The sequence below is a fragment of the Escherichia sp. 20412-1 genome (genome assembly GCF_003027595.1).
GTDB lineage: Bacteria > Pseudomonadota > Gammaproteobacteria > Enterobacterales > Enterobacteriaceae > Escherichia > Escherichia marmotae.
On the sequence record NZ_PYQM01000013.1, the window covers coordinates 1 to 26,404 of the forward strand.

General features: G+C 48.7%; 23 protein-coding genes and 1 pseudogene. 14 read left to right on the forward strand and 10 right to left on the reverse strand.

Annotated elements, in window-relative coordinates:
• Positions 1-161: 161 nt before the first annotated feature.
• Together mobB and mobA are read right to left on the reverse strand one after the other, a co-directional pair.
• Complete coding sequence (gene mobB, locus C7B16_RS11200; protein ID WP_038354721.1) at positions 162-689, reverse strand: molybdopterin-guanine dinucleotide biosynthesis protein MobB; 528 nt, start codon at positions 687-689, stop codon at positions 162-164.
• Positions 671-1,255, reverse strand: coding sequence for a molybdenum cofactor guanylyltransferase MobA (gene mobA / locus C7B16_RS11205; RefSeq protein ID WP_016262679.1), 585 nt, complete (start codon positions 1,253-1,255; stop codon positions 671-673). The genes mobB and mobA overlap by 19 nt, the downstream gene beginning before the upstream one ends.
• A gap of 69 nt (positions 1,256-1,324) precedes the next feature.
• Here mobA and C7B16_RS11210 point away from each other — a divergent pair, with 69 nt between their 5' ends.
• The 4 genes from C7B16_RS11210 (at position 1,325) to C7B16_RS11225 (ending at position 4,884) form a co-directional block, all read left to right on the forward strand.
• On the forward strand, positions 1,325-1,594 hold the full coding sequence (locus C7B16_RS11210; RefSeq protein WP_001295263.1) for a YihD family protein: 270 nt from the start codon (positions 1,325-1,327) through the stop codon (positions 1,592-1,594).
• A 76-nt stretch (positions 1,595-1,670) separates the two neighbouring features.
• Positions 1,671-2,657, forward strand: coding sequence for a stress response kinase SrkA (gene srkA, locus C7B16_RS11215; protein WP_107179708.1), 987 nt, complete (start codon positions 1,671-1,673; stop codon positions 2,655-2,657).
• Positions 2,658-2,673: 16 nt separating this feature from the next.
• Positions 2,674-3,300 carry a thiol:disulfide interchange protein DsbA gene (dsbA, locus tag C7B16_RS11220; RefSeq protein ID WP_000725337.1) on the forward strand — a complete coding sequence of 209 codons (627 nt, stop codon included), beginning with the start codon at positions 2,674-2,676 and terminating at the stop codon, positions 3,298-3,300.
• A gap of 153 nt (positions 3,301-3,453) precedes the next feature.
• Positions 3,454-4,884 (forward strand): DUF945 family protein, encoded by a 1,431-nt coding sequence (locus C7B16_RS11225; protein WP_107179709.1) that lies wholly within the window; start codon positions 3,454-3,456, stop codon positions 4,882-4,884.
• A 40-nt stretch (positions 4,885-4,924) separates the two neighbouring features.
• Here C7B16_RS11225 and C7B16_RS11230 read toward each other — a convergent pair whose 3' ends face one another.
• The gene (locus C7B16_RS11230) at positions 4,925-5,857 is read right to left on the reverse strand and encodes an acyltransferase (RefSeq protein ID WP_016249356.1); all 933 of its coding nucleotides are present in this window, start codon (positions 5,855-5,857) and stop codon (positions 4,925-4,927) included.
• Positions 5,858-6,220: 363 nt separating this feature from the next.
• Here C7B16_RS11230 and polA point away from each other — a divergent pair, with 363 nt between their 5' ends.
• Positions 6,221-9,007, forward strand: coding sequence for a DNA polymerase I (gene polA / locus C7B16_RS11240; protein WP_016249355.1), 2,787 nt, complete (start codon positions 6,221-6,223; stop codon positions 9,005-9,007).
• A gap of 399 nt (positions 9,008-9,406) precedes the next feature.
• On the opposite strand, the gene yihA is transcribed toward polA, so the two are convergent.
• Complete coding sequence (gene yihA / locus C7B16_RS11245; protein ID WP_001517354.1) at positions 9,407-10,039, reverse strand: ribosome biogenesis GTP-binding protein YihA/YsxC; 633 nt, start codon at positions 10,037-10,039, stop codon at positions 9,407-9,409.
• Between the two features lie 233 nt (positions 10,040-10,272).
• On the opposite strand from yihA, the pseudogene C7B16_RS11255 reads away from it, so the two are divergent.
• The 3 genes and pseudogenes from C7B16_RS11255 (at position 10,273) to hemN (ending at position 12,690) form a co-directional block, all read left to right on the forward strand.
• Positions 10,273-10,500, forward strand: a pseudogene (locus C7B16_RS11255) (hypothetical protein).
• Positions 10,501-10,618: 118 nt separating this feature from the next.
• Positions 10,619-11,128, forward strand: a complete 510-nt coding sequence (gene yihI / locus C7B16_RS11260) for a Der GTPase-activating protein YihI (protein WP_107179710.1) — start codon at positions 10,619-10,621, stop codon at positions 11,126-11,128.
• Positions 11,129-11,316: 188 nt separating this feature from the next.
• Positions 11,317-12,690: an oxygen-independent coproporphyrinogen III oxidase gene (gene hemN / locus C7B16_RS11265; protein ID WP_107179711.1), complete on the forward strand. Its 1,374-nt coding sequence runs from the start codon at positions 11,317-11,319 to the stop codon at positions 12,688-12,690.
• A gap of 158 nt (positions 12,691-12,848) precedes the next feature.
• Here hemN and C7B16_RS11270 read toward each other — a convergent pair whose 3' ends face one another.
• The 4 genes from C7B16_RS11270 to glnA form a co-directional block, all read right to left on the reverse strand.
• Positions 12,849-12,959, reverse strand: a complete 111-nt coding sequence (locus C7B16_RS11270) for a YshB family small membrane protein (RefSeq protein WP_001517351.1) — start codon at positions 12,957-12,959, stop codon at positions 12,849-12,851.
• Between the two features lie 111 nt (positions 12,960-13,070).
• Entirely contained in the window at positions 13,071-14,480 is a 1,410-nt protein-coding gene (gene glnG / locus C7B16_RS11275; RefSeq protein ID WP_001517350.1) for a nitrogen regulation protein NR(I), read from the reverse strand.
• 11 nt (positions 14,481-14,491) lie between these two features.
• A complete protein-coding gene (gene glnL, locus C7B16_RS11280) occupies positions 14,492-15,541 on the reverse strand; it encodes a nitrogen regulation protein NR(II) (RefSeq protein ID WP_001517349.1) in 1,050 nt (349 codons plus the stop codon).
• Between the two features lie 173 nt (positions 15,542-15,714).
• Positions 15,715-17,124 carry a glutamate--ammonia ligase gene (glnA, locus tag C7B16_RS11285; protein WP_001271717.1) on the reverse strand — a complete coding sequence of 470 codons (1,410 nt, stop codon included), beginning with the start codon at positions 17,122-17,124 and terminating at the stop codon, positions 15,715-15,717.
• 372 nt (positions 17,125-17,496) lie between these two features.
• On the opposite strand from glnA, the gene typA reads away from it, so the two are divergent.
• The 4 genes from typA (at position 17,497) to C7B16_RS11310 (ending at position 22,603) form a co-directional block, all read left to right on the forward strand.
• Positions 17,497-19,320 carry a ribosome-dependent GTPase TypA gene (gene typA, locus C7B16_RS11295; RefSeq protein ID WP_000570678.1) on the forward strand — a complete coding sequence of 608 codons (1,824 nt, stop codon included), beginning with the start codon at positions 17,497-17,499 and terminating at the stop codon, positions 19,318-19,320.
• Between the two features lie 216 nt (positions 19,321-19,536).
• Positions 19,537-20,247 (forward strand): GntR family transcriptional regulator, encoded by a 711-nt coding sequence (locus tag C7B16_RS11300; RefSeq protein ID WP_107179712.1) that lies wholly within the window; start codon positions 19,537-19,539, stop codon positions 20,245-20,247.
• A gap of 7 nt (positions 20,248-20,254) precedes the next feature.
• Positions 20,255-21,235 (forward strand): sugar phosphate isomerase/epimerase family protein, encoded by a 981-nt coding sequence (locus C7B16_RS11305; protein WP_107179713.1) that lies wholly within the window; start codon positions 20,255-20,257, stop codon positions 21,233-21,235.
• A 102-nt stretch (positions 21,236-21,337) separates the two neighbouring features.
• Complete coding sequence (locus C7B16_RS11310) at positions 21,338-22,603, forward strand: MFS transporter (RefSeq protein ID WP_107179714.1); 1,266 nt, start codon at positions 21,338-21,340, stop codon at positions 22,601-22,603.
• A 107-nt stretch (positions 22,604-22,710) separates the two neighbouring features.
• Here the strand turns inward: C7B16_RS11310 and C7B16_RS11320 are convergent, their stop codons facing one another.
• The gene (locus tag C7B16_RS11320) at positions 22,711-23,499 is read right to left on the reverse strand and encodes a DeoR/GlpR family DNA-binding transcription regulator (RefSeq protein WP_000022286.1); all 789 of its coding nucleotides are present in this window, start codon (positions 23,497-23,499) and stop codon (positions 22,711-22,713) included.
• A 39-nt stretch (positions 23,500-23,538) separates the two neighbouring features.
• Positions 23,539-24,435 carry a sugar kinase gene (locus C7B16_RS11325; protein WP_001517346.1) on the reverse strand — a complete coding sequence of 299 codons (897 nt, stop codon included), beginning with the start codon at positions 24,433-24,435 and terminating at the stop codon, positions 23,539-23,541.
• Between the two features lie 172 nt (positions 24,436-24,607).
• On the opposite strand from C7B16_RS11325, the gene yihU reads away from it, so the two are divergent.
• Complete coding sequence (yihU, locus tag C7B16_RS11330; protein ID WP_016249351.1) at positions 24,608-25,486, forward strand: sulfolactaldehyde 3-reductase; 879 nt, start codon at positions 24,608-24,610, stop codon at positions 25,484-25,486.
• Positions 25,487-25,510: 24 nt separating this feature from the next.
• A complete protein-coding gene (locus C7B16_RS11335; RefSeq protein ID WP_000094553.1) occupies positions 25,511-26,398 on the forward strand; it encodes an aldolase in 888 nt (295 codons plus the stop codon).
• The last annotated feature ends 6 nt before the right edge of the window (positions 26,399-26,404 follow it).

A 26,404-nucleotide genomic window follows, 5' to 3' on the forward strand; every position in this document is an offset into this window, starting at 1 on the left:
GCCGTAGCGCCGATGGTAGTGTGGGGTCTCCCCATGCGAGAGTAGGGAACTGCCAGGCATCAAATAAAGCGAAAGGCCATCCGTAAGGATGGCCTTTTTGCGCTGGTGCGGAAAAAATGCCGGATGCAACGTTTGCCACGTCTTATCCGACCTACTCCTGCTTATTCAGCCTGCTGACTCATCCACCCAACAACAAAATCAGCCAGCCCCTCAATATCATTAATGTCCAGTAACGCGACATCAACATTAAGCGGTATATCGCTGGCCACAGCAATGACATGCCTGTCTATCACCAACTCTTCCGGTCGATGTCCGGCCCCATCGCGAAACAGCACAATCTTCGCGATCTCTTCATGTTTGAACCCTTCAACCAGAATCAAATCCAGCTTTGAGTCATCCATCCGGCTTGCGAGAAAATGCAAATCCAGTTCTTCTGCGTCTGGGGTTTCTGTCATCAAAGCCCAACGCTGCTGGCTGGCAACGATGGTTTGTGCCGCACCGGCCTTGCGTAGCTCATAGCTATCTTTTCCCGGCTTATCAACATCCATATCATGATGCGTATGCTTAATAAGACCCGGACGGATCCCTCGTGCGCACAATGCCGGAATAAGTTTTTTTAACAGTGTGGTTTTGCCGGTGCCACTCCATGCGGCAAAGGCGAGTAAAGGGATTATTGTCTTTCCTGCCATCGGGCAAGCTCCTCTGGCGTATTTACGTTAACAAATGCCTCTTTACGATCGCTGAAATCAACAGCATGACCGCCAGCAAGATTCATAAAGGCCATCACCCGGCGCTCTCCGGAATGCAGATATTCCTGCAATAATGGCTCAATAGTGCGATTTACCAGGGCAATAGTTGGATGATCCCGCTCGCCGTCATGGACCCACACTACAGATGCATCTTTTCGCTGATGATAAAGTCGGGAGGCTAAATCCTGGGGGATATAAGGCGTATCACACGGACAAAACAGAAACCACTCATCAGCTTCTTGCTGCATTACTGAAAGCATTCCCGCCAGAGGGCCTGGGTAATCTGCCAGTGAATCCTCAATTACTTTCAGACCGCTTAATCGGTAGATTTCCTGATGGCGATTGGCATTAACCACAACGTGAGATAACTGCGTCATTAGCGCGTCAGCGACATGCCGCCACAGCGGTTTGCCGTTTAATTCAAGTAATCCTTTATCTACGCCGCCCATGCGTCGGGCTTTACCGCCTGCCAGCACCACGCCTGTTATCGTCGTCATCAGATTCACCGATATCGCCTCTTTTATTGTGGGATTGACCCTGCTAACGTGTCTGTCTCAAGAGTAAGGAGCATCACTATGAAATGTAAACGTCTGAATGAAGTTATTGAACTCCTCCAGCCAGCCTGGCAAAAAGAGCCAGACCTTAACCTGCTGCAATTTTTGCAGAAATTGGCGAAAGAGTCAGGTTTTGACGGCGAACTGGCGGATTTGACGGATGACATTCTAATCTACCACCTGAAAATGCGCGATTCCGCAAAAGATGCGGTGATCCCGGGTTTGCAGAAAGATTATGAAGAAGATTTCAAAACGGCGCTGTTACGCGCACGTGGCGTAATTAAAGAGTAAAAGCTTGTAAGCGGCACCAACAAAATCATCGTGAAATGATATCCTTCATCATTCGTAATGTTTTCCGGATGATGGGATGAACAACAGCGCTTTTACTTTCCAGACACTACACCCGGACACCATCATGGACGCTCTGTTTGAGCAAGGGATCCGGGTGGATTCCGGTCTTACCCCACTTAACAGCTATGAAAACCGAGTCTATCAATTTCAGGACGAAGAGCGTCGACGCTTCGTCGTTAAATTTTATCGTCCTGAACGTTGGACAGCCGACCAAATCCTCGAAGAACATCAATTTGCGTTACAACTGGTAAACGACGAAGTTCCAGTCGCCGCGCCGTTAGCCTATAACGGTCAAACTTTATTGAATCATCAGGGATTTTATTACGCTGTTTTTCCAAGCGTCGGTGGTCGTCAATTCGAAGCCGACAATATTGATCAGATGGAAGCGGTGGGGCGCTATTTGGGGCGGATGCACCAGACGGGGCATAAACAGCTTTTTATCCATCGTCCGACTATTGGCCTGAATGAATATCTTACTGAGCCACGTAAGCTGTTTGAGGACGCCACACTAATACCTTCCGGGTTGAAGACCGCATTCCTGGAAGCGACAGATCAACTGATTGCCGCTGTTACAGCGCATTGGCGGGAAGATTTCACCGTTCTGCGGCTACATGGAGACTGCCACGCTGGAAATATTCTTTGGCGCGATGGTCCGATGTTTGTCGATCTGGATGATGCGCGCAATGGCCCAGCGGTACAGGATCTGTGGATGTTACTCAATGGCGATAAAGCCGAGCAGCGGATGCAATTGGAAACTATTATTGAAGCTTATGAGGAATTTAGCGAGTTCGACACCGCTGAAATCGGACTGATTGAACCTTTACGCGCCATGCGTTTGGTTTATTATCTTGCCTGGCTGATGCGGCGTTGGGCTGATCCCGCGTTCCCGAAAAATTTCCCGTGGTTAACCGGGGAAGATTACTGGCTGCGACAGATGGCGACTTTTATAGAACAGGTAAAAGTTCTACAAGAACCCCCTTTACAATTAACACCTATGTATTAATCGGAGAGAGTAGACAATGAAAAAGATTTGGCTGGCGCTGGCTGGTTTGGTTTTAGCGTTTAGCGCATCGGCGGCGCAGTATGAAGATGGTAAACAGTACACCACCCTGGAAAAACCGGTTGCTGGCGCGCCGCAAGTGCTGGAGTTTTTCTCTTTCTTCTGCCCGCACTGCTATCAGTTTGAAGAAGTTCTGCATATTTCTGATAACGTGAAGAAAAAACTGCCGGAAGGCGTGAAGATGACCAAATACCACGTCAACTTCATGGGTGGAGACCTGGGCAAAGATCTGACTCAGGCCTGGGCAGTGGCGATGGCGCTGGGTGTAGAAGACAAAGTTACTGTTCCGCTGTTTGAAGGCGTACAGAAAACTCAGACTATTCGCTCTGCATCTGATATCCGCGATGTATTTATCAACGCAGGTATTAAAGGTGAAGAGTACGACGCGGCGTGGAACAGTTTTGTTGTTAAATCTCTGGTCGCACAGCAAGAAAAAGCGGCCGCAGATGTGCAATTGCGTGGCGTTCCGGCGATGTTTGTTAACGGTAAATATCAGTTGAACCCGCAGGGTATGGATACCAGCAATATGGATGTTTTCGTTCAGCAATATGCTGACACAGTGAAATATCTGTCTGAGAAAAAATAATTCATTGTGAATTACATAAGGCCCGTGAATACTCGCGGGCTTTTTTATTTTTAAATAAATATAAATACTTTCTGATAATGCGTCCAGTTGCTGGACATTATTTCATCATAAGTGGATATTCAAACTTTTGCTGTTTTATCAGGGAATATCTATATGATACGTAAGTCAGCTACGGGTGTAATTATTGCGTTAGCCGTTATCTGGAGTGGTGGTACATGGTACACTGGCACGCAAATTCAGCCGGGTGTCGAAAAATTTATTAAAGATTTTAACGATGGGAAAAAGAAAGGTGAACATGCCTACGAGATGACGGCAAGCTATGAAAACTTTGAAAAAGGTTTTTTTAATTCCCATTTTCAAATGCTAATTACATTTGATAACGGAGCTCCAGATCTCAATATCAAACCAGGCCAGAAAGTTGCATTTGATGTGGATGTTGAGCACGGCCCGTTTCCCATCACGATGTTAATGCATGGTAATGTCATCCCTGCTCTGGCGGCTGCAAAAGTGAAATTAGTGAATAATGAACTGACACAGTCGCTATTTATCGCTGCGAAAGATAAATCGCCCGTCGAAGCATCATTGCGATTCGCATTTGGTGGCTCATTCTCTACGATATTAGATGTTGCTCCTGCAGAGTATGGTCAGGTATCCTTTGGTGAAGGCCAGTTTACTTTTAGCGGCGATAATAGTTCATTGTCTAACCTGAATATTGAAGGAAAAGTCGAAGATATCACTCTGAACTTATCGCCGATGAATAAAGTAATAGCAAAAACCTTTACTGTGAACTCCCTGACAAGACTGGAAGGAAATAAATTTCCGATTGGTGAAAATGAGTCAAAATTTAATCAGGTCGGCATTATCAATCGTGGTGAAGAGGTTGCCAAAATTGATGCATTCATAGCCAGGACAACGCTTGAGCGTGTTAAAGATAAAGACTTTATCAATGCTAATCTGACTTATGGTATTGAGAAATTAACCAAAGGAAATCAGGCGCTAGGTAGTGGTCAATGGTCGCTGATTGCTGAATCTATCGACCCAACGGCAGTTCGTCAATTTATCATTCAGTACAATATTGCGATGAAGAAGCAGTATGCAGCACACCCTGAGTTAGCTAACGATCAAAATGCGCAAGAAGAAGTGAATGCTGCGTTGTTCAAAGAGTCTTTACCGCTATTACAAAAAAGTGAACCGGTTATTAAATTACCGATTAGTTGGAAAAATACAGTCGGAGAACTTAACGCTAATCTGGATATCAGTATTGCTGATCCTGCTAAATCATCATCGGCCACAAATAAAGATATTAAATCACTCAATTTTGACGTGACTTTACCGCTTAATGTCGTCACTGAAATATCAAAGCAAATTAATTTATCTGAAGGAATGGATGCTGAAAAAGCCCAGAGGCGGGCTGATAAACAAATTAGCGGAATGATGGCGTTAGGTAAGATGTTTCAGTTAATCACCATTGATAACAATATCGCCTCACTGCAACTGCGTTATATGCCAGGTAAAGTTGTTTTCAATGGGCAGGAGATGAGTGAAGAAGAATTTATGTCTCGTGCAGGGCGTTTTATTCATTAAAATGATGCCTCGCCTCTGCTAATTCAGAGGCGAGTAAAACTTACTTATTCTGATGCTGTGATGACATCAGAGATGTCAGAAGCCGGTCTTTTTCCTGCCACAGTGAGTTCAGCCACTGCTGAAAATGGCGTTTAAAACCTTTGTCATTGATATAGTCGCCATGCAACTCTTCAGCAATGGGCTGTAAATCCACATGCACGACAATTCGTGTCAGTTTGCCACTTAACATATCGAAGAATGGTTGGCGATTATTGTCCGGATAACACAGCGTAACGTTGAGTAATTTATCGAATTGTTTACCCAGCACATTCAGTGCCATCGCAATACCGGCAGCTTTTGGCGGCAGAAGATTTTGAAATGCCGAATGGGTTTTTTGATGTTTCTCTTGCGTGAAACGGGAGCCTTCAACAAAATTCACAATAGTGGTGGGATGCCGACGAAACTTCTCGCATGAGCGCCGAGTGGTTTCAACATCTTTACCACGCCGCTCCGGATGACGTAATAAATAAGCGCGGGAATAACGCTTCATAAACGGCATATCCAGTGCCCAACACGCCAGGCCAAGAAAAGGCACCCAGGCAAGTTGCTGTTTGAGGAAATATTTATTCATCGGAATGTGCTTACGAAACAGCACGCACAGTACGACAATATCTGCCCAGCTACGATGATTACAAATAAGTAGATACCAGTTCTTTTTACTTAACCCCTCCAGCCCGTGAACTTCCCATTGCAGGTGTGGGTTAAGGTGCAGCAAACACGCCAATCCTTCACACCAGCAATACATCATAAAATCACAAAAGCGTGAAACCTTTCGCCAAATTACTGGTACAGGTAACAACAGTTTTACGATCCCGGCAATGATGATCGGGACAGAACAAAAAATGGTGACCAAAATGGTCAATACGATACTCAGCAAAAGGGTTATCGTAGCGAGTATTCTCGTCATAATTAATTTATTCAAAAAGTTAGCCATAGACAGTGCGCGAAAGAAGCGCAAGGCGCAGATTTTAGCAGAAAACGATCCAAATAACGGATGATCCTTAAATAGAAAAATAAATCATATCTATCCACATTATAAAAAATCCCTTTTTCTCAATTGTTCGTTGAGGGGATATTTTTAACTTCATGAAAGTAAACGATAAATATTATGCTGTAAAAAGCATGAGAATAAATTAAAAGCGATGTAAATAATTTATGCACAAAGTTATCCACATGGGGATTAGCGAGCGATCCAGAAGATCTACAAAAGATTTTCACGAAAAGCGGTGAAAAACTCATGTTTTTATCCCGTCTGTGGCATCCTTTACCCATAATCTGATAAACAGGCACGGACATTATGGTTCAGATCCCCCAAAACCCACTTATCCTTGTAGATGGTTCATCTTATCTTTATCGCGCATATCACGCGTTTCCGCCGCTGACCAACAGCGCAGGCGAGCCGACCGGTGCGATGTATGGTGTCCTCAACATGCTGCGCAGTCTGATCTTGCAATATAAACCGACGCATGCAGCGGTGGTCTTTGACGCCAAGGGAAAAACCTTTCGTGATGAACTGTTTGAACATTACAAATCACATCGCCCGCCAATGCCGGATGATCTACGAGTGCAAATCGAGCCTCTGCATGCGATGGTTAAAGCGATGGGCTTGCCGCTGCTGGCCGTTTCTGGCGTAGAAGCAGACGATGTTATCGGCACTCTGGCACGCGAAGCAGAAAAAGCCGGTCGCCCGGTACTGATCAGCACCGGTGATAAAGATATGGCGCAACTGGTAACGCCAAATATCACACTCATCAATACCATGACGAATACGATCCTTGGCCCGGAAGAGGTCGTGAATAAGTACGGTGTACCGCCGGAACTGATTATCGACTTCCTCGCGCTGATGGGCGACTCTTCAGATAACATCCCTGGCGTACCGGGCGTGGGTGAAAAAACCGCGCAGGCACTGCTGCAAGGTCTTGGTGGGCTGGATACGCTGTATGCTGAGCCGGAAAAAATTGCTGGCCTAAGCTTCCGCGGTGCGAAAACAATGGCGGCGAAGCTCGAGCAAAATAAAGAGGTAGCATATCTTTCTTACCAGTTAGCGACGATTAAAACTGATGTTGAGCTGGAGCTGACCTGTGAACAACTGGAAGTGCAGCAACCGGCGGCTGAAGAGTTGTTAGGGCTGTTTAAAAAGTATGAATTCAAACGCTGGGTTGCCGATGTTGAAGCAGGCAAGTGGTTACAGGCCAAAGGGGCGAAACCGGCCACAAAGTCGCAGGAAACCATTGTTGTCGACGAAATGCCGGAAGTGACTGCGACGGTGATTTCTTACGACAATTACGTCACCATCCTTGATGAAAATACGCTGAAAGAATGGATTACGAAGCTGGAAAAAGCGCCGGTATTTGCTTTTGACACCGAAACCGACAGCCTCGATAACGTCTCTGCCAACCTGGTGGGGCTATCTTTCGCCATCGAGCCAGGTGTGGCGGCGTATGTACCGGTTGCTCATGATTATCTCGATGCTCCCGACCAGATCTCTCGCGAGCGCGCCCTCGAACTGCTGAAACCACTGCTGGAAGATGAGAAGGCGCTGAAGGTTGGGCAAAATCTGAAATACGATCGCGGCATTCTGGCGAACTACGGTATTGAGCTGCGTGGAATTGCCTTTGATACCATGCTGGAGTCCTACATTCTCAACAGTGTTGCCGGGCGTCACGACATGGACAGCCTTGCGGACCGTTGGCTGAAGCACAAAACCATTACTTTTGAAGAGATTGCCGGTAAAGGTAAAAATCAACTGACTTTTAACCAGATTGCCCTGGAAGAGGCCGGACGCTATGCCGCCGAAGATGCGGATGTCACCTTGCAGTTGCATCTGAAAATGTGGCCGGATCTGCAAAAACAAAAAGGACCGTTGAACGTCTTTGAAAACATCGAAATGCCTTTGGTGCCGGTGCTTTCGCGCATTGAACGTAACGGTGTGAAGATCGATCCGAAAGTTCTGCACAATCATTCAGAAGAACTCACTCTGCGTCTCGCGGAGCTGGAAAAGAAAGCGCATGAAATTGCTGGTGAAGAATTTAATCTTTCTTCCACCAAGCAGTTACAAACCATTCTGTTTGAAAAACAGGGGATTAAACCGCTGAAGAAAACACCGGGCGGTGCGCCGTCAACGTCGGAAGAGGTGCTGGAAGAGCTGGCACTGGACTATCCATTGCCGAAAGTGATTCTGGAGTACCGCGGTCTGGCGAAGTTGAAATCGACTTACACCGACAAGCTGCCGCTGATGATCAACCCGAAAACCGGGCGCGTGCATACTTCTTATCACCAGGCGGTGACTGCGACAGGGCGCTTGTCGTCAACCGATCCTAACTTGCAAAACATTCCGGTGCGTAACGAAGAAGGTCGCCGTATTCGTCAGGCGTTTATTGCGCCAGAGGATTACGTGATTGTTTCTGCGGACTACTCGCAGATTGAACTGCGCATTATGGCGCATCTCTCACGTGATAAAGGCTTGCTGACCGCCTTCGCAGAAGGAAAAGATATCCACCGGGCAACGGCTGCAGAAGTGTTTGGTTTGCCACTGGAAACCGTCACCAGCGAACAACGTCGTAGCGCGAAAGCGATCAACTTTGGCCTGATTTACGGCATGAGTGCTTTCGGTCTGGCGCGCCAGTTGAACATTCCGCGTAAAGAAGCGCAGAAGTACATGGATCTCTACTTTGAACGCTATCCAGGCGTGTTGGAGTATATGGAACGCACCCGCGCCCAGGCGAAAGAACAGGGTTACGTTGAAACGCTGGACGGACGCCGCCTCTATTTGCCGGATATTAAGTCCAGCAATGGTGCGCGCCGTGCCGCGGCAGAACGTGCAGCAATTAACGCGCCAATGCAGGGCACCGCGGCCGATATCATCAAGCGGGCGATGATTGCCGTTGATGCATGGCTCCAGGCCGAGCAACCGCGTGTGCGTATGATTATGCAGGTACACGATGAACTGGTGTTTGAAGTTCATAAAGATGATCTCGATGTGGTAGCGAAGAAAATCCATCAGTTGATGGAAAACTGTACCCGTCTGGATGTGCCGTTGCTGGTGGAAGTGGGAAGTGGCGAAAACTGGGATCAGGCGCACTAAGATTCGCCTGAGCAAGCCTTTTTTTCGTAAGTAAGCAACATAACTCGCCACATTTTGTGATGACTATTAGAAATTCCTATGCAACAACTGAAAAAAAATTACAAAAAGTGCTTTCTGAACTGAACAAAAAAGAGTAAAGTTACTCGCGTAGGGTACAGAGGTAAGATGTTCTATCTTTCAGACCTTTTACTTCACGTAATCGGATTTGGCTGAATTTTTTAGCCGCCCCAGTCAGTAATGACTGGGGCGTTTTTTATTGCACGAAAGAAAATATCTGTATTGTCTGATTCGCTATGCTTATCAGGTTTATTGTGAATAACAACTTATTGAATTTTCTTCACTTTAAAGGCCGGATAAGGCGTTTATACCGCATCCGGCACCAGCACAAGGGCAAGAAAATTATTCGCCGCTCTGCGCCTCTTCGACAGGCTGCATCTCGCTAAACCAGGTATCCAGCTTCTGACGCAGCTTATCCACACCTTGCTTCTTCAGAGAAGAGAATGTCTCTACCTGCACATCACCGTTAAACGCCAGCACCGCTTCACGCACCATATTCAATTGCGCTTTACGTGCACCGCTTGCCAGTTTGTCCGCTTTGGTCAGTAGCACCAACACGGCGATATTGCTGTCTACCGCCCACTCAATCATCTGCTGATCCAGATCTTTCAGCGGATGGCGAATATCCATCAGTACCACCAGGCCTTGCAGGCTCTGACGTTTTTCCAGGTATTCCCCTAATGCGCGCTGCCATTTACGCTTCATCTCTTCCGGAACTTCTGCGTAGCCATAGCCCGGCAAATCGACCAGACGTTTGCCGTCAGCCACTTCAAACAGGTTGATAAGCTGGGTGCGTCCTGGCGTTTTCGAGGTACGCGCCAGGCTTTTCTGGTTAGTCAGCGTGTTCAGCGCGCTGGATTTCCCTGCGTTGGAACGGCCTGCAAAAGCCACTTCGATTCCGGTATCGGAAGGTAAGTGGCGAATATCAGGCGCACTCATCACAAAATGCGTCTGTTGGTAATTCAAATTAGTCAAAGCGGTCGTCTCCATCAGTCAAAGCGTTGCGGCGATTATACCTGAACCACAATAAAAGACGGATTTTTCGGGGGAGTGGTGTAAGTAAAAACCATATGCTTTGTGAGATATTGCCGATCATTTTTATGCGAAATCGTAGAGAAAATTCTGCGATGCATGTCAAATAGGTCAAAGAAATCAGGTGATTAGTTTTATACAATAATCTGAAAATGAGTAAATACTGATGATAGTTTATTGTTTGTTTGGTGCAGAAGCGTAAAGTAGCACCCATAGAGCGAGGACGCTAACAGGAAGATGACTCAGGATGAGGGTCAGGAGCGCCAGGAGGCGAAGACAGAGGATTGTCAGGAAGACAAACGTCCGGAGACGTAATTAAACGGAAATGGAATCAACACGGAATGTTCTGGCTAATGGAAAAACAGGGTGTGTTGGCGGCCTGCAAGGATTGTAAGACCCGTTAAGGGTTATGAGTCAGGAAAAAAGGCGACAGAGTAATCTGTCGCCTTTTTTCTTTGCTTGCTTTCTGTTAGATTCCGCCGCAAATCTATACTGAATAAAACGGCTAAAAGACGAACTATTATGAAACCATCATCTTCAAACTCACGCAGCAAAGGTCACGCAAAAGCGCGTCGAAAAACACGCGAAGAGCTGGATCAGGAAGCTCGTGACCGCAAGCGTCAGAAAAAACGTCGTGGTCATGCGCCAGGCAGTCGTGCAGCGGGCGGTAGCTCTACATCGGGCAGTAAAGGCCAGAACGCACCGAAAGATCCACGCATTGGCAGTAAAACCCCTATTCCATTGGGTGTGACTGAAAAAGTCACCAAACAGCACAAACCGAAGAGTGAGAAACCTATGCTTTCACCGCAGGCGGAGTTGGAGTTACTGGAAACGGATGAGCGTCTGGATGCGCTGCTGGAACGTCTGGAAGCGGGCGAAACCCTGAGTGCCGAAGAGCAATCCTGGGTTGATGCTAAACTGGATCGAATTGATGAGCTGATGCAGAAACTCGGCCTCTCTTATGACGACGATGAAGAAGAGGAAGAAGACGAGAAGCAAGAAGACATGATGCGTCTGTTGCGAGGCAACTAACGGGTTGCCACTGTGGGCCTTCCCGTTCTGCTGATAACCCTTCCGGTTATATGTTATCTGGTGTGGTTATTCGTTAAACTACAGCGGTTGTCGCGGCGACAAAAGTGGCTGCGCAACCGGTTGATGACCCAAAACGGACATCAGCCGGTACGCCGTAGCCGCCAGAGACGCCATCGGAAGGAGTGAGCATGTCTGTACAGCAAATCGACTGGGACCTGGCCCTGATCCAGAAATATAACTATTCCGGGCCACGATACACCTCGTACCCGACCGCGCTGGAGTTTTCAGAAGACTTCGGTGAACAGGCGTTTTTACAAGCCGTGGCGCGCTACCCTGAGCGTCCCTTATCTCTCTACGTGCATATCCCGTTCTGCCACAAGCTTTGCTATTTCTGTGGCTGCAATAAAATTGTGACTCGCCAGCAGCATAAAGCCGACCAATACCTGGACGCGCTGGAGCAAGAAATCGTTCATCGTGCGCCACTGTTTGCCGGACGTAAAGTCAGCCAGTTGCACTGGGGTGGCGGTACGCCGACGTACCTGAACAAAGCGCAAATTAGCCGTCTGATGAATCTGTTGCGGGAAAACTTCCAGTTTAATACTGATGCGGAAATCTCGATCGAAGTTGATCCGCGTGAAATTGAACTGGATGTCCTCGATCATTTACGTGCCGAAGGCTTTAACCGCCTGAGCATGGGTGTGCAGGACTTCAACAAAGAAGTGCAACGTCTGGTCAACCGTGAGCAGGATGAAGAGCTCATCTTTGCTCTGCTTAACCATGCGCGTGAGATCGGCTTTACCTCCACCAACATTGACCTCATTTACGGCCTGCCGAAACAGACGCCGGAGAGTTTCGCTTTTACCCTGAAACGCGTGGCGGAACTGAACCCTGATCGTCTGAGCGTCTTTAACTACGCGCATCTGCCGACCATTTTTGCTGCTCAACGTAAAATCAAAGATGCTGACCTGCCGAGTCCGCAGCAAAAACTGGATATCCTGCAGGAAACCATCGCCTTCCTGACGCAATCGGGCTATCAGTTCATTGGTATGGATCACTTTGCCCGCCCGGATGATGAGCTGGCGGAGGCCCAGCGTGAAGGCGTGCTGCATCGCAACTTCCAGGGTTACACCACCCAGGGCGATACCGATCTGTTGGGAATGGGCGTCTCTGCCATCAGTATGATTGGCGATTGCTATGCGCAAAACCAGAAAGAGCTGAAGCGTTACTATCAGCAGGTAGATGAGCAAGGCAATGCGCTGTGGCGCGGTATTGCGTTAACGCGCGATGACTGTATTCGCCGTGATGTAATTAAGTCGCTGATCTGCAACTTCCGTCTGGATTACGCCCCCGTTGAACAGCAGTGGGATTTAAACTTCGCTGATTATTTTGCGGAAGACCTCAAGCTGCTCGCCCCATTAGCAAAAGACGGGCTGGTGGATGTCGATGAGAAGGGAATTCAGGTGACAGCGAAAGGTCGTTTGCTGATCCGCAACATTTGCATGTGCTTTGATACTTATTTGCGCCAGAAAGCGCGAATGCAGCAGTTCTCGCGGGTGATTTAAATGTTGAATGGCGCTTCGTTTACAACGGTGATAAACGAAAGCGCCATCAATTGACTGAGAACAAAACTGCCTGATGCGCTACGCTTATCAGGCCAACAAAACCTGTTTTTGTATGCCGGATAAAGCGTTCACGCCGCATCCGGCATGAACAACGAGTTTCAGCTAAACAGCCCAATCATCGCGGCACACAGCACGGCAGCAACGGCAGTTTGCGGCGCGTGACTGCTAACTGCGCCACTCGATAGCAGATTAATTATTGATTCTAACATAATGACTCTCCCCGTTTTCCGGGCAAGATCATACTGAACTTATCGGAACAGTAAAGCGCAAAATAACAGCAATTTGCGCTCAATAATCAATCTTTACACAGCAAGCCTGAGTCACTCCATTCCCAACTCTTTTAACTTACGTGTCAGTGTGTTACGTCCCCAACCAAGCAGTCTCGCCGCTTCTTGTTTATGCCCCTGCGTATGTCGCAACGCGGTGGTCAGCAATGTCCGCTCCAGCTCAGGTTGCGCTTCAGAAAGTAAGTTTTGATGACCGGAACGCAGCGCCCGATCGGCCCATTGCGCTAACAGCGTTGCCCAACTGTCCGGCTGCATTGTGGAAGGGCTTTCCGCTACGGTTGATTCAAACAGTTCGCCAGGCAAATCCTGAATCAACACTTCCTGTCCGGCGGCCATCACCGTTAGCCAGCGGCAGGTATTTTCTAGCTGACGCACGTTCCCCGGCCATGCAAGACGCGTCAGGGCGGCTTCTGTCTCCGGGTGCAGTAACTTCGCTTCTACACCCAGCTCACGCGCGGCAACTTGCAGAAAATGACGTGCCAGACGGGGAATATCCTCCCGACGCTCGCGCAGTGGCGGCAGATGAACACGGATAACGTTCAGGCGGTGGAACAGATCCTCACGGAACTTGCCTTCCTGCACACGCAGTTCCAGGTTCTGGTGAGTCGCAGCGATAATACGCACATCCACTTTCACCGGCGCATAGCCGCCAACGCGGTAAAACTGACCGTCTGCCAGCACGCGCAGTAACCGTGTCTGCACATCCAGCGGCATATCGCCAATTTCATCAAGGAATAACGTGCCCCCATCGGCCTGTTCAAAACGGCCCTGACGAACGGTATTGGCACCGGTAAACGCGCCTTTCTCGTGACCAAACAGTTCTGATTCGATCAAATCTTTCGGGATAGCCGCCATATTCAGCGCGATAAACGGCGCTTTGGCGCGCGGGCTATGGCGATGCAGGGCATGAGCGACCAGCTCTTTACCTGTGCCGGATTCGCCATTGATCAACACGCTAATAGAAGAACGTGAGAGACGGCCAATAATACGGAACACATCCTGCATGGCAGGCGCTTCGCCAATAATATCGGTTGTTGGTCCGTTAAGCTGAATATTGCGCGGTTGCTGCTGTTCCTGGTAATGGCTGATGGCTCGCTCAACCAGCGCCACGGCTTCGTCGATATCAAACGGTTTGGGCAGATAATCAAACGCCCCTTGTTGATAGGCGCTAACGGCGGCATCCAGATCGGAATGTGCGGTCATAATGATGACCGGAAGCATCGGATGACGCTGTTTAATTTGCTTGAGCAACGCCAGCCCGTCCATTCCGGGCATACGGATATCTGAAAGCAGTACATCCGGCGTTTTGCTTGCCAGCGCCTCCAGCACTTCGGCACCGTTCTCAAATGCCGTGCAGGTTAAACCCGCTCCAGCGAGCGCACGTTCAAGCACCCAACGGATGGAACTATCGTCATCGACTACCCAGACTATCCCTCGTTGCATAAACGTCACCTTTATTTCCTGATAGGCAGGTAAACCGAGAACTCGGTATGACCCGGCCAACTGGTAAATTCAATTTTGCCTGAATGCTGATCAATCAAGTTACGGGCGATGGATAAACCAAGCCCGGTGCCGCCTTCGCGACCGCTGACCATCGGATAAAACAGCGTATCCTGCAAATGGGGCGGAATACCAGGCCCGTTATCTTCCACATCAATTCGTGCTGCCAGCCGATAGCGTTCGCCATGCAAGGTCAGTTGAAACGCGGTGCGGGTACGCAGAATAATTTCACCGCCCTCCGGCCCCAGCGCTTGTAACGCATTGCGCACAATATTCAGCAGTACTTGCTCAATCTGATCCGGATCGTGCGCCAGTTCTGGCAGGCTGGGGTCGTAATCACGAATCAACCGTACATTGTTCGGTAATTCCATCGACACCAGCGTCACCACGCGCTCTGCCACTTTGTGAATGCTTTCGGTGACGTGTGTGCCTGGTAGTTGCGGCCCCAACAGACGGTCGACCAGATTTCGCAGTCTGTCCGCCTGCTCGATAATCACTTTGGTATATTCCAGCAGAGACGGATCGGGCAACGCTTTGCTGAGTAACTGCGCCGCACCTCGTAAGCCGCCAAGTGGATTTTTGATCTCATGTGCCAGGCCGCGGACCAAATCGCGGGCAGCAACTTGCTGGGCGTGCTGTAGCTGCTCCTGGCTTAAGCGACGCTGGTTATCCATCGGTGTCATCTCCAGCAGGATCATGCCGTCCGGCATACGCTGGGCCGTCACAGAAAGAATATGCGAGCGCCCGTCAATCACCAGCGTCACTTCGTTATCGGTAAAACCTTGCCCCGCCTCCAGACTTTCTTGCATCAGACCGATATTTAGCGAGAAGTAGCTCAACAGTTCCGGTAACGGCGTACCAAACAATTTACGGGAACTTTGGGCGAGCAGTTGTTGCGCGGCGGGGTTGGCGTAATGGATCGCCAGGTTGTCGTCAATTAACAAAATACTGTTAATCAGAGAGTTGAGGATCTGCCCAGCATCGGGCTGCGTGCCTGTTGCCATAAAGCAGTCTCCTGAACAGGTTGCACCATTTTAGTGCATTATAGCTTTTTACGGATAAAAAGCGCGAAGCATCAGAGAAGTTACGGAGAAAAAAGCCCATGCAGAGATGGGCTGAAATTTCCACGGCAACTAAAACCCCGGCGTTTGTGCGCCGGGTATGACTACTTCAACTATTAGACGCTGTAGTACAGCTCAAACTCTACCGGGTGCGGAGTCATACGTACGCGGTCATCTTCTTCGCGACGCAGAGCGATGTACGCATCGATCGCTTCATCAGTGAACACGCCACCGGCTTTCAGGAATTCGCGGTCCAGATCCAGCTCGTTCAGTGCTTCTTCCAGAGAGCCTGCAACCTGCGGGATCTCTTTCGCTTCTTCTGGCGGCAGGTCATACAGGTTTTTGTCCATTGCTTCGCCCGGGTGGATCTTGTTCTTGATGCCATCCAGACCCGCCATCAGCAGGGCAGCAAAGCACAGGTACGGGTTAGCTGCCGGGTCCGGGAAACGCACTTCGATACGACGCGCTTTCGGAGAAGATACCACCGGAATACGGATAGATGCAGACCGGTTACGCGCAGAGTAAGCCAGCATTACCGGTGCTTCGTAGCCCGGGACCAGTCGCTTGTAAGAGTTGGTGGTCGGGTTTGCCAGCGCGTTAATCGCTTTCGCGTGTTTGATTACACCGCCAATGTAGTACAACGCCTGCTCAGACAGACCAGCGTATTTGTCGCCCGCGAACAGGTTGACGCCGTTTTTAGACAGTGACATGTGGCAGTGCATACCGGAGCCGTTATCACCGAACATCGGTTTCGGCATAAAGGTCGCCGTTTTACCGAAACGATGCGCCACGTTGTGGACGACATATTTGTAGATCTGAATTTCGTCGGCTTTTTTGGTCATGGTATTGAAGCGGGTTGCCACTTCGTTCTGACCTGCGGTTGCCACTTCGTGGTGATGTGCTTCAACCACCAGGCCCATCTGCTCCATTACCAGACACATTTCAGAACGGATGTCCTGAGCAGAGTCTACCGGCGGAACCGGGAAGTAACCGCCTTTCACTGCAGGACGGTGACCTTTGTTACCACCTTCATATTGGGTGGAAGAGTTCCATGCGCCTTCGATATCGTCGATAGCGACGTGAGAACCGGAGATAGAAGAGCCGAAACGAATATCATCGAACAGGAAGAATTCTGGCTCTGGCCCGAACAGTACAGTGTCGGCAATGCCAGTGGAACGCAGGTAATCTTCAGCGCGCTTAGCAATAGAGCGAGGGTCACGGTCATAGCCTTGCAGAGTGCCTGGTTCGAGGATATCGCAACGGATAATCAGGGTAGAGTCCGCGAAGAACGGGTCAATCACTGCGGTGGATGCGTCTGGCATCAGCACCATGTCGGATTCGTTAATGCCTTTCCAGCCGCCAATCGAGGAGCCGTCAAACATTTTGCCTTCTTCGAAGAATTCAGCATTCACCTGATGAGCAGGGATAGTGACGTGCTGTTCTTTACCTTTGGTGTCGGTGAAGCGCAAATCAACAAACTTCACTTCGTGCTCGTTCAGCATCGTCAGTACGTGTTCAGCGGACATACTTTAACTCTCCTGGATTGGTCATTGTCGTCGTGGTAACGAAATCTGCAATTAATTGGGCCGTGTCGCCGTAAAAAAGATAAAGCGAAATCTGTGCCAACTTTTAAATTGCCCCTAAAAGGCGTTATCATGCTTACCATCGTGCAAAAGGGCTGCACCATGATGCGAATGTTGCACCAATATAGTGCTTCAATGGAAACATTAAGCACCATGTTGGTGCAATGACCTTTGGATAACCCTTTTTATGCTCCGTGAAAGCGATCACAAAGGGACTCTGCAATACTTGTTTGCGGAGGATGTTTGTGATCCTGTTTTGTAGTGCGATTAATCCGTGTACAATAACGCGCTATTTCTAATGCCTGAGGCAAAGTTGTGATCGAAAAATTGCGTAACATCGCCATCATCGCGCACGTCGACCATGGTAAAACCACCCTGGTAGATAAGCTGCTCCAACAATCCGGTACGTTCGACTCTCGTGCCGAAACCCAAGAGCGCGTGATGGACTCCAACGATTTGGAGAAAGAGCGTGGGATTACCATCCTCGCGAAAAACACCGCTATCAAATGGAATGATTACCGTATCAACATCGTTGATACCCCGGGGCACGCCGACTTCGGTGGTGAAGTTGAACGTGTAATGTCCATGGTAGATTCAGTGCTGCTGGTGGTTGACGCATTTGACGGCCCGATGCCGCAAACGCGCTTCGTAACCAAAAAAGCGTTTGCTTACGGCCTGAAGCCGATTGTGGTAATCAACAAAGTTGACCGCCCTGGCGCGCGTCCTGACTGGGTTGTTGATCAGGTATTCGACCTGTTCGTTAACCTCGATGCGACCGACGAGCAACTGGACTTCCCGATCGTTTATGCTTCTGCGCTGAACGGTATCGCGGGTCTGGACCACGAAAATATGGCGGAAGACATGACCCCGCTGTATCAGGCGATTATCGACCACGTTCCTGCACCGGACGTAGACCTTGACGGTCCGTTCCAGATGCAGATTTCTCAGCTCGATTACAACAGCTATGTTGGTGTTATCGGCATTGGTCGCATCAAGCGCGGTAAAGTGAAGCCGAACCAGCAGGTTACTATCATCGATAGTGAAGGCAAAACCCGTAACGCGAAAGTTGGTAAAGTGCTGGGCCACCTTGGTCTGGAACGTATCGAAACCGATCTGGCGGAAGCTGGCGATATCGTGGCAATCACTGGCCTTGGTGAACTGAACATTTCTGACACCGTTTGCGACACGCAAAACGTTGAAGCGCTGCCGGCACTCTCCGTTGATGAGCCGACCGTTTCTATGTTCTTCTGCGTTAACACCTCTCCGTTCTGCGGTAAAGAAGGTAAGTTCGTAACGTCTCGTCAGATTCTGGATCGTCTGAACAAAGAACTGGTACACAACGTTGCGCTGCGCGTAGAAGAAACCGAAGACGCCGATGCGTTCCGCGTTTCTGGTCGTGGCGAACTGCACCTGTCTGTTCTTATCGAAAACATGCGTCGTGAAGGTTTCGAACTGGCGGTATCCCGTCCGAAAGTCATCTTCCGTGAAATCGACGGTCGTAAACAAGAGCCGTTCGAAAACGTGACTCTGGACGTTGAAGAACAGCATCAGGGTTCTGTAATGCAGGCGCTGGGCGAACGTAAAGGCGAGCTGAAAAACATGAATCCAGACGGTAAAGGCCGCGTACGTCTCGACTACGTGATCCCAAGCCGTGGTCTGATTGGCTTCCGTTCAGAGTTCATGACCATGACTTCCGGTACTGGTCTGCTGTACTCCACCTTCAGCCACTACGACGATGTGCGTCCGGGTGAAGTGGGTCAGCGTCAGAACGGCGTACTGATCTCTAACGGTCAGGGTAAAGCGGTAGCGTTCGCGCTGTTCGGTCTGCAGGATCGCGGTAAGCTGTTCCTCGGTCACGGTGCAGAAGTTTATGAAGGTCAGATTATCGGTATTCACAGCCGCTCTAACGACCTGACTGTAAACTGCCTGACCGGTAAGAAACTGACCAACATGCGTGCTTCCGGTACTGATGAAGCCGTTGTTCTGGTTCCGCCTATCCGCATGACTCTGGAACAAGCACTGGAGTTCATCGATGATGACGAACTGGTAGAAGTCACTCCGACCTCTATCCGTATTCGTAAACGTCACCTGACGGAAAACGATCGTCGCCGCGCTAACCGTGGTCCGAAAGAAGATTAATTTCTCTTTTTAGTCGTGAAAAACCTGCCAGCGATGGCAGGTTTTTTTTTGCCTGTTGTAAGTTCTCACCAGTGCGAGTATCTCCCTTGTAAGTCTGTGACTACAGCAATAGAGAGCTTTGTCACAATTATCTGCAAAGTCACACGCCGTTAATTGCTTTCTTTTTTGGCGTAAGCGTAAGATGCTTCATCTGGTTTAAACCAAAAGGATTAAACAATGGCCGGAAACCAATCCATCGTAGAAAATGCAAAAGAGAAACTGGATCGGTGGTTAAAAGATGGCATCACCACGCCGGGTGGAAAACTCCCTTCAGAAAGAGAGTTGGGAGAGTTGCTGGGTATTAAACGTATGACGCTGCGCCAGGCGTTGCTGAACCTCGAGGCAGAATCCAAAATCTTCCGTAAGGATCGTAAAGGTTGGTTCGTTACTCAGCCGCGTTTTAATTACAGCCCGGAACTGTCGGCTAGCTTTCAACGGGCTGCAATTGAACAAGGGCGGGAACCTTCCTGGGGATTTACCGAGAAAAGTCGTATCAGCGATATTCCCGAGACGCTCATGCCACTGATTACAGTAACGCCGTCAACCGAACTCTATCGCATTACCGGTTGGGGGGCGCTGGAAGGGCATAAAGTTTTCTATCACGAGACGTATATTAATCCTGAAGTTGCCCCTGGTTTTATTGAGCAACTTGAAAACCATTCATTTTCTTCAGTCTGGGAAAAATGCTACCAAAAAGAGACGGTAGTAAAAAAATTGATTTTCAAACCCGTCAGAATGCCTGGCGATATCAGCAAATATCTTGGCGGTTCTGCGGGTATGCCAGCGATCTTAATTGAAAAACATCGTGCCGACCAGCAAGGGAATATTGTCCAGATAGATATTGAATATTGGCGATTTGAGGCTGTAGACCTCATCATTAATCTGTAGGTGTTTTATGGTGACAATAAATAACGCAAGAAAGATTCTACAACGTGTCGATACTCTTCCTCTTTATTTACATGCCTATGCTTTTCATTTAAATATGCGGCTGGAAAGAGTATTGCCGACTGATTTACTTGATATAGCGAGTGAAAATAATCTGCGAGGCGTCAAAATTCATGTTCTGGATGGAGAACGTTTTTCTCTGGGTAATATGGCAGATAAAGAACTCTCTGCCTTTGGCGATAAAGCTCGCCGTCTGAACCTTGATATTCATATTGAAACCAGTGCCTCAGATAAAGCATCTATTGACGAAGCCGTCGCCATCGCACTGAAAACCGGGGCATCGTCCGTGCGTTTTTATCCGCGTTATGAAGGTAATTTGCGCGATGTATTATCGATCATCGCTAACGATATTGCTTATGTGCGGGAAGCGTATCAGGACAGCGGCCTGACCTTTACGATCGAACAGCATGAAGATTTGAAAAGCCATGAGCTGGTATCGTTGGTCAAAGAAAGTGAGATGGAGTCTCTTTCCTTACTGTTTGATTTTGCGAACATGATCAATGCAAATGAGCATCCCATGGACGCCTTAAAAACGATGGCACCGCATATTACTCAGGTGCATATCAAAGATGCATTGATCGTTAAAGAACAGAGTGGTCTGGGGCATAAAGCCTGTATTTCAGGTCAGGGAGATATGCCGTTCAAAGAGTTATTAACGCACCTTATCTGCCTGGGTGATGATGAACCGCAGGTGACGGCATATGGCCTGGAAGAAGAGGTTGATTATTATGCTCCGGCGTTCCGCTTTGAAGACGAAGATGATAATCCGTGGATCCCATATCGCCAGATGAGTGAAACACCATTGCCAGAAAAGCATTTGCTGGATGCGCGGTTACGTAAAGAAAAAGAAGATGCAATTAATCAGATATATCATGTGCGTAACGTACTACAACAAATCAAGCAAGAGGCAAGCTATCTTCTGAACCACTAATAAGTTTTAACTCATCCGCAGTTAATAAAAACCATTCTATAAGAATGGTCGGTATCTTATTGCCTTTAAAACAGTGATTTTAAAAATCGCTTAGGGGATGTTATGCTCACAAAAAAGAAATGGGCGTTATTTAGTCTATTAACACTGTGTGGCGGTACAATTTATAAATTACCGTCGTTAAAAGATGCGTTTTATATCCCGATGCAGGAGTATTTCAATTTGACCAATGGCCAAATTGGTAATGCCATGTCAGTAAACTCATTTGTCACGACAGTGGGTTTTTTTCTGTCTATTTATTTTGCCGATAAACTACCGCGCAGATACACCATGTCATTCTCACTCATTGCTACGGGATTACTGGGAGTTTATTTGACGACAATGCCGGGGTATTGGGGCATCCTCTTTGTCTGGGCGCTATTTGGCGTTACTTGCGACATGATGAACTGGCCTGTTTTGCTCAAGTCGGTAAGTCGGCTGGGCAATAGCGAACAACAAGGCCGGTTGTTTGGTTTCTTCGAAACAGGACGTGGCATTGTCGATACCGTGGTGGCATTTTCTGCGCTGGCAGTATTTACCTGGTTTGGTAGTGGCTTATTGGGCTTTAAAGCGGGTATCTGGTTTTATTCCCTTATTGTGATTGCCGTGGGCATTATCATTTTCTTTGTACTGAATGACAAAGAAGAGGCACCTTCCGTTGAGGTGAAAAAAGAAGACGAAGCATCGCAAAATACCAGTATGAGCTCGGTGCTGAAAGACAAAACAATCTGGCTTATCGCTTTCAACGTCTTCTTCGTTTACGCGGTTTACTGTGGCCTGACGTTCTTCATCCCATTCCTGAAAAACATCTATCTGCTGCCCGTTGCGCTGGTGGGGGCTTACGGCATCATAAATCAATATTGTCTGAAGATGATCGGTGGGCCTATTGGCGGCATGATTTCAGATAAGATCCTGAAATCACCGAGTAAATATCTGTGCTACACCTTTATCATCAGCACCGCGGCACTCATAATGTTGATTATGCTGCCGCACGAAAGTATGCCGGTATATTTAGGGATGGCATGTACGCTGGGCTTTGGTGCGATAGTCTTTACACAGCGAGCCGTATTTTTTGCACCTATCGGCGAAGCAAAAATTGCTGAAAATAAAACAGGCGCGGCGATGGCGTTGGGTAGCTTTATTGGTTACGCCCCGGCGATGTTCTGCTTCAGTCTGTATGGCTACATTCTGGATTTAAATCCGGGGATTATTGGCTACAAAATCGTGTTTGGCATTATGGCCTGCTTCGCATTCTGTGGTGCGGTGGTTTCCGTAATGCTGGTTAAGCGTATTAGCCAATGTAAGAAAGAGATGCAGGCGGCTGAAGCTTAATTAATGGCCGGATGTGTTTAATCCGGCCAATGAAAACCGTATCAACCATCGCATCCGGCAAAACAAAATCCGCTGAAATCTCCAGCGGATTTTTCGAAATTTCAATTTCAGGATACTTCTTGCTCGGCAACCACCAGTTCGACATTCTCTTCGCTTAATAACTGGCAGAAAGAATTGGGCGGTGGAGCATCAGTAAAAAATGCTCTGACATTTCGTGCATTGCCAATTGAAACGGCAGCAGACGCGGCAAACTTAGTATGATCTGCCACTAGCAATGTATTCCGCGCATGTTTAATCATCGTTCTCGCGACTAACGCTTCATTGACATCAAATTCCAGCAGGGTGCCATCATGCTCAATGGCACCAATACTGGTGATTAAATAGTCTGCGCGGAAACCTTCAATAAAATCCACAGCTCCGGGGCCGATGATCCCGCCGTTATGGGCGCGTAAAGTGCCTCCCGGCACCATCACTTCAATATCCTGATTCTTATAAAGAATCTGTGCTACACGTAGGCTGTTAGTGATAATGCGTAAATCACGGCGGTTGAGTAATGCCCTAGCAACGGCTTCGACCGTAGTACCGATGGTGATAAAGACGGTACAGCGTTCGGGAAGGTAATCAGCGACCGCCTCAGCGATCGCCCGTTTCTCGGCGGTGAGCGAAAGTTCCCGTTGCTCAAAAGCGGTATTCATGACGCTGGAGACGCGCCCAGCCCCTCCATGATGACGGGTGATCAACCCCTGCTCGCTTAGTTTTCGGATATCCCGGCGCACGGTTTGCGTTGAAACATCCAGCAGTTGTGCCAGTTCTTCAATATTCATATAACCGCGTTCTGCGATTAGATGAACGAGTTGGTCATGGCGTGGATTACCTGTCACTTCGATGATACTCATGAATACTCCCTTGCCCCTCCTCGGTAGATGTTTACCATTTTACGCATAAAGTGACAAAAATGATTCGGTTTGCTCACGATTAGGAATGCCAGCCCGACCGCCAGCCTGGGTACATTTCATCGCGGCAACCGCACTGGCAAAACGAATAGCCTCTTTTGTGGGCATTTTTTCTGCTAACGCTACCGCGAGTGCGCCGTGAAAAACATCGCCTGCTCCAGTGGTATCAACCACATTGACAGAAAATGCCTCCTGTTGACACAAATGATCATCTTCAATCCACAACGATCCTTCAGAACCCAGCGTGACATACACTTTACCTGCTGTTTGTGTGGCTGCCTGGTACAAGCCTTCTTCAGGTGACTGAAGGCCGGTCATGCGTTTCAGCCCTGGCGTTGAGAACACAGCATGGTCGGCAAGCGCGACAAGTGGAGAAATATCCTGCGGTGTCATATCGGCGTCTAAAAGCGTTGTCACGCCCGCAAGGCGCGCTTGCGAGAATGCTTTTTCAGTGCCGCTATGCCAGCGAACATCGGCCAGAACCAGATCATAACGAGAGAAATCGATCGCTTCTAACCATTCGGCATCTGTATCGAGATCGGGGCTTGGATAATTAACGATAATCCGTTCGCCATGCTGATCAACGAGGATCGCTGATTGCGACGAACGGGCATTAAGATATCGGCGGCAAAATGCCGTATTGACGCCCCAACTCTCAAGTTCTGCAAGTAAGGTATTTCCACAACTGTCATCGCCGACGCGACCAATGAAATCAACCTCCACGCCGAGTTTTGCTATTGCAACAGCGGCTGTTGCCGCCGGGCCACCACCAATCTCAAGATAATGATTTGCCTGATATTTCCCGCCGCCCTCTGGCAGACAGGGCAAAGAATAAATCCTGTCCTGAACAGTGATACCTACACATGCAATTCTGGTCATATTTGTCTTGTCCTGTTTAATTTTGTCGTCTTTGGTCAATTTAAATGACGCAAATGATCAAATTAGTGATGTGTGTCGTGTTTTTGAACATAAATTACAAATATGCTCAAAAACAGACGAAAACGAATTTTCAATTGTCATTATTTTGTCAATGTCAGACAGGAGAGCGTTCATGGCAACCATTGCATTTCTCGGGCTGGGGCAGATGGGTAGCCCAATGGCTAACAATCTATTGCAAAAAGGGCATTTATTGCAGGTATTTGATGTCAATACACAGGCTGTCGATGCGCTAGTCACGCAGGGGGCCACTGCGGCACAAACCCCAGCGGAAGCGGCAGTAGGCGCTGAATTTATCATCACTATGCTTCCCAATGGTGACATTGTTCGGCAGGTGTTGTTGGGGGAAAAAGGTGTCTGTGAAACTGTTTCATCTGACGCGTTAGTGATTGATATGTCGACTATTCATCCCTTACAGACCGATGCATTAATACGGGAATTACAAGAAAAAGGCATCAGTATGATGGACGCCCCCGTGGGCAGAACGTCTGTGAATGCGATTGATGGCACATTGCTGATTTTAGCGGGTGGCACTGATGAGCAGATTGTGCGCGCACGCCCGATTCTCATGTGCATGGGTAATGAGCTGGTCGAAGCTGGCGGCCCGGGAATGGGGATCCGCGTGAAGCTAATTAACAACTATATGAGCATTGCGCTTAATGCGCTGTCCTCCGAAGCCGCTGTGTTATGTGAGTCACTGGGATTAAATCTTGATATCGCAATTAAGGTGATGAGTGGTACGGCAGCAGGGAAAGGGCATTTTACGACCACCTGGCCTGGCAAAGTGCTGAAAGGAGATCTTTCTCCCGCCTTCATGGTGGATCTGGCGTTGAAAGATCTGCGTATTGCTGTTGATGTCGCTCAGGAGACGGGGGCGCCGCTCAATATGGGGATTGCAGCAGAAAGTTATTACGCCGCAGCAAGTCAAGACGGTAAAGGGCGGCAGGACTGGAGCGCCCTGCTAAATCAGGTTCGTCAGCAGGCTGGTCTTTAATTTTATCTATTAACAGGAGTTTCTATGTCATCCCACTTCACCCCATTTACGCTGAAAGATATCTCCCGCCCAGGTGGTGGATTTGCCATGTTAGCTGTCGATCAGCGTGAAGCTATGCGTCTGATGTTTGCGGCAGCAGGACAGCCAAAACCCGTCTCCGACAGTGTACTCACCGATTTTAAAGTCGCCGCGACCCGCATCCTTTCTCCTTATGCTTCTGCCGTTCTGGCGGATAAACAATTTTGTCTTGATCAAATTGTCGAGCAGGGCGCTGTTGCTAATTCTTGCGGTCTGATTGTCGCTGCCGATCTTTTTATCCCAGGTAATGGCATCCCGGTTGATAGCGTTGAAATAGATATGTCCGTCGACCCGCATAAAGCCCGTGAAATGGGGGCGAAGGCGATGAAATTACTTGTGCTCTGGCGTGAAGATGAACCTGCAGAGGAACGTCTGGCAATGGTCGATAAGTTTGTTCGTCGCTGCCGTAGTGCCGGGCTGGTCAGCATTATTGAGCCTGTGGTGCGTCCACCTCGTCGTGGTTGGGACTTTGATCGTGAAAGCGCCATTGTTGCCGCCGCCGCAGAGCTTGGTGGAACAGAGGCTGATCTTTACAAAGCCGAGATGCCATTAGGAGGCAAAGGCGATGAAAAAACCTTACTTTCCGCCTGCCAGAAACTTAACGATCAGATGAAGATGCCGTGGGTAATTCTTTCTTCTGGCGTCGATGCCGATATTTTTGGACGCGCGGTAAGTATTGCGATGAAAAGCGGCGCGTCTGGCTTCCTGGCAGGACGAGCGGTTTGGGCGTCGGTTGTTGGTGCACAAGATCCACAAACTATGCTGCGCGATGTCTCCGTTCCACGCTTACAACGATTGGCTGAAATTGTCGATGAAGGTATCGCGCAACGCTAATTCCCT

Bases quoted from the DNA above. Each gene is read 5' to 3' on its own strand.
- mobB (WP_038354721.1), bottom strand. From the start codon at position 689: ATGGCAGGAAAGACAATAATCCCTTTACTCGCCTTTGCCGCATGGAGT.
- C7B16_RS11210 (WP_001295263.1), top strand. From the start codon at position 1,325: ATGAAATGTAAACGTCTGAATGAAGTTATTGAACTCCTCCAGCCAGCC.
- srkA (WP_107179708.1), top strand. From the start codon at position 1,671: ATGAACAACAGCGCTTTTACTTTCCAGACACTACACCCGGACACCATC.
- dsbA (WP_000725337.1), top strand. From the start codon at position 2,674: ATGAAAAAGATTTGGCTGGCGCTGGCTGGTTTGGTTTTAGCGTTTAGC.
- C7B16_RS11225 (WP_107179709.1), top strand. From the start codon at position 3,454: ATGATACGTAAGTCAGCTACGGGTGTAATTATTGCGTTAGCCGTTATC.
- C7B16_RS11230 (WP_016249356.1), bottom strand. From the start codon at position 5,857: ATGGCTAACTTTTTGAATAAATTAATTATGACGAGAATACTCGCTACG.
- polA (WP_016249355.1), top strand. From the start codon at position 6,221: ATGGTTCAGATCCCCCAAAACCCACTTATCCTTGTAGATGGTTCATCT.
- yihI (WP_107179710.1), top strand. From the start codon at position 10,619: ATGAAACCATCATCTTCAAACTCACGCAGCAAAGGTCACGCAAAAGCG.
- hemN (WP_107179711.1), top strand. From the start codon at position 11,317: ATGTCTGTACAGCAAATCGACTGGGACCTGGCCCTGATCCAGAAATAT.
- C7B16_RS11270 (WP_001517351.1), bottom strand. From the start codon at position 12,959: ATGTTAGAATCAATAATTAATCTGCTATCGAGTGGCGCAGTTAGCAGT.
- glnG (WP_001517350.1), bottom strand. From the start codon at position 14,480: ATGCAACGAGGGATAGTCTGGGTAGTCGATGACGATAGTTCCATCCGT.
- glnL (WP_001517349.1), bottom strand. From the start codon at position 15,541: ATGGCAACAGGCACGCAGCCCGATGCTGGGCAGATCCTCAACTCTCTG.
- glnA (WP_001271717.1), bottom strand. From the start codon at position 17,124: ATGTCCGCTGAACACGTACTGACGATGCTGAACGAGCACGAAGTGAAG.
- C7B16_RS11300 (WP_107179712.1), top strand. From the start codon at position 19,537: ATGGCCGGAAACCAATCCATCGTAGAAAATGCAAAAGAGAAACTGGAT.
- C7B16_RS11305 (WP_107179713.1), top strand. From the start codon at position 20,255: ATGGTGACAATAAATAACGCAAGAAAGATTCTACAACGTGTCGATACT.
- C7B16_RS11310 (WP_107179714.1), top strand. From the start codon at position 21,338: ATGCTCACAAAAAAGAAATGGGCGTTATTTAGTCTATTAACACTGTGT.
- C7B16_RS11320 (WP_000022286.1), bottom strand. From the start codon at position 23,499: ATGAGTATCATCGAAGTGACAGGTAATCCACGCCATGACCAACTCGTT.
- C7B16_RS11325 (WP_001517346.1), bottom strand. From the start codon at position 24,435: ATGACCAGAATTGCATGTGTAGGTATCACTGTTCAGGACAGGATTTAT.
- yihU (WP_016249351.1), top strand. From the start codon at position 24,608: ATGGCAACCATTGCATTTCTCGGGCTGGGGCAGATGGGTAGCCCAATG.
- C7B16_RS11335 (WP_000094553.1), top strand. From the start codon at position 25,511: ATGTCATCCCACTTCACCCCATTTACGCTGAAAGATATCTCCCGCCCA.